Raw genomic sequence first — 423 nt, forward strand, 5'->3', positions numbered from 1 at the left:
CAGGTAGCCCTGGGAGGTCAGCACCGGGTCGCTATAGGCGTCCTTGAGGATTCCAGCCTGCTCCCAGGTCGTGCCCATGAGTTCGAGCGCCTTGCCCACAATCCGGGCGAGCGGCCGTCCCTCGTCGAGGTCGTTGCCGGCCAAGGCGTACCGGGTCGTCGTCGGCCCGAGCTTGCCGAGTACCCAGGCCGCCTGGTTGGCGAGCATCGGCAACGCCGGTTGTGGGATCTTGCCGTACCGGCGCACATGCGCGATCCACGGCGCGGCCCACGGTTCGAGCAGCAGGTTGTGCTGACGCAGTGCGAACTTCAGCACGGCGTCGGCTGTCGAGGCCTCCTCGGCCGTGGACATGCCGATCGGCCTGCCGTGCAACGCTTCCAGCACCTCGGTCAGCGTGCTGCCGTGCGCACGGACGTGCTCGTC

Annotated in this window: 1 protein-coding gene; it reads right to left on the minus strand. The window is 68.6% G+C overall.

Going from position 1 to position 423, the window contains the following annotated elements; translation table 11 throughout:
• Positions 1-423, minus strand: a 423-nt coding sequence (locus tag ADK67_RS11650) for a TIGR02679 domain-containing protein (RefSeq protein WP_231648134.1), incomplete at both ends; no start/stop codon positions are given.

The sequence above is a fragment of the Saccharothrix sp. NRRL B-16348 genome, from assembly GCF_001280085.1.
In the GTDB taxonomy this organism is placed as follows: Bacteria; Actinomycetota; Actinomycetes; order Mycobacteriales; family Pseudonocardiaceae; genus Actinosynnema.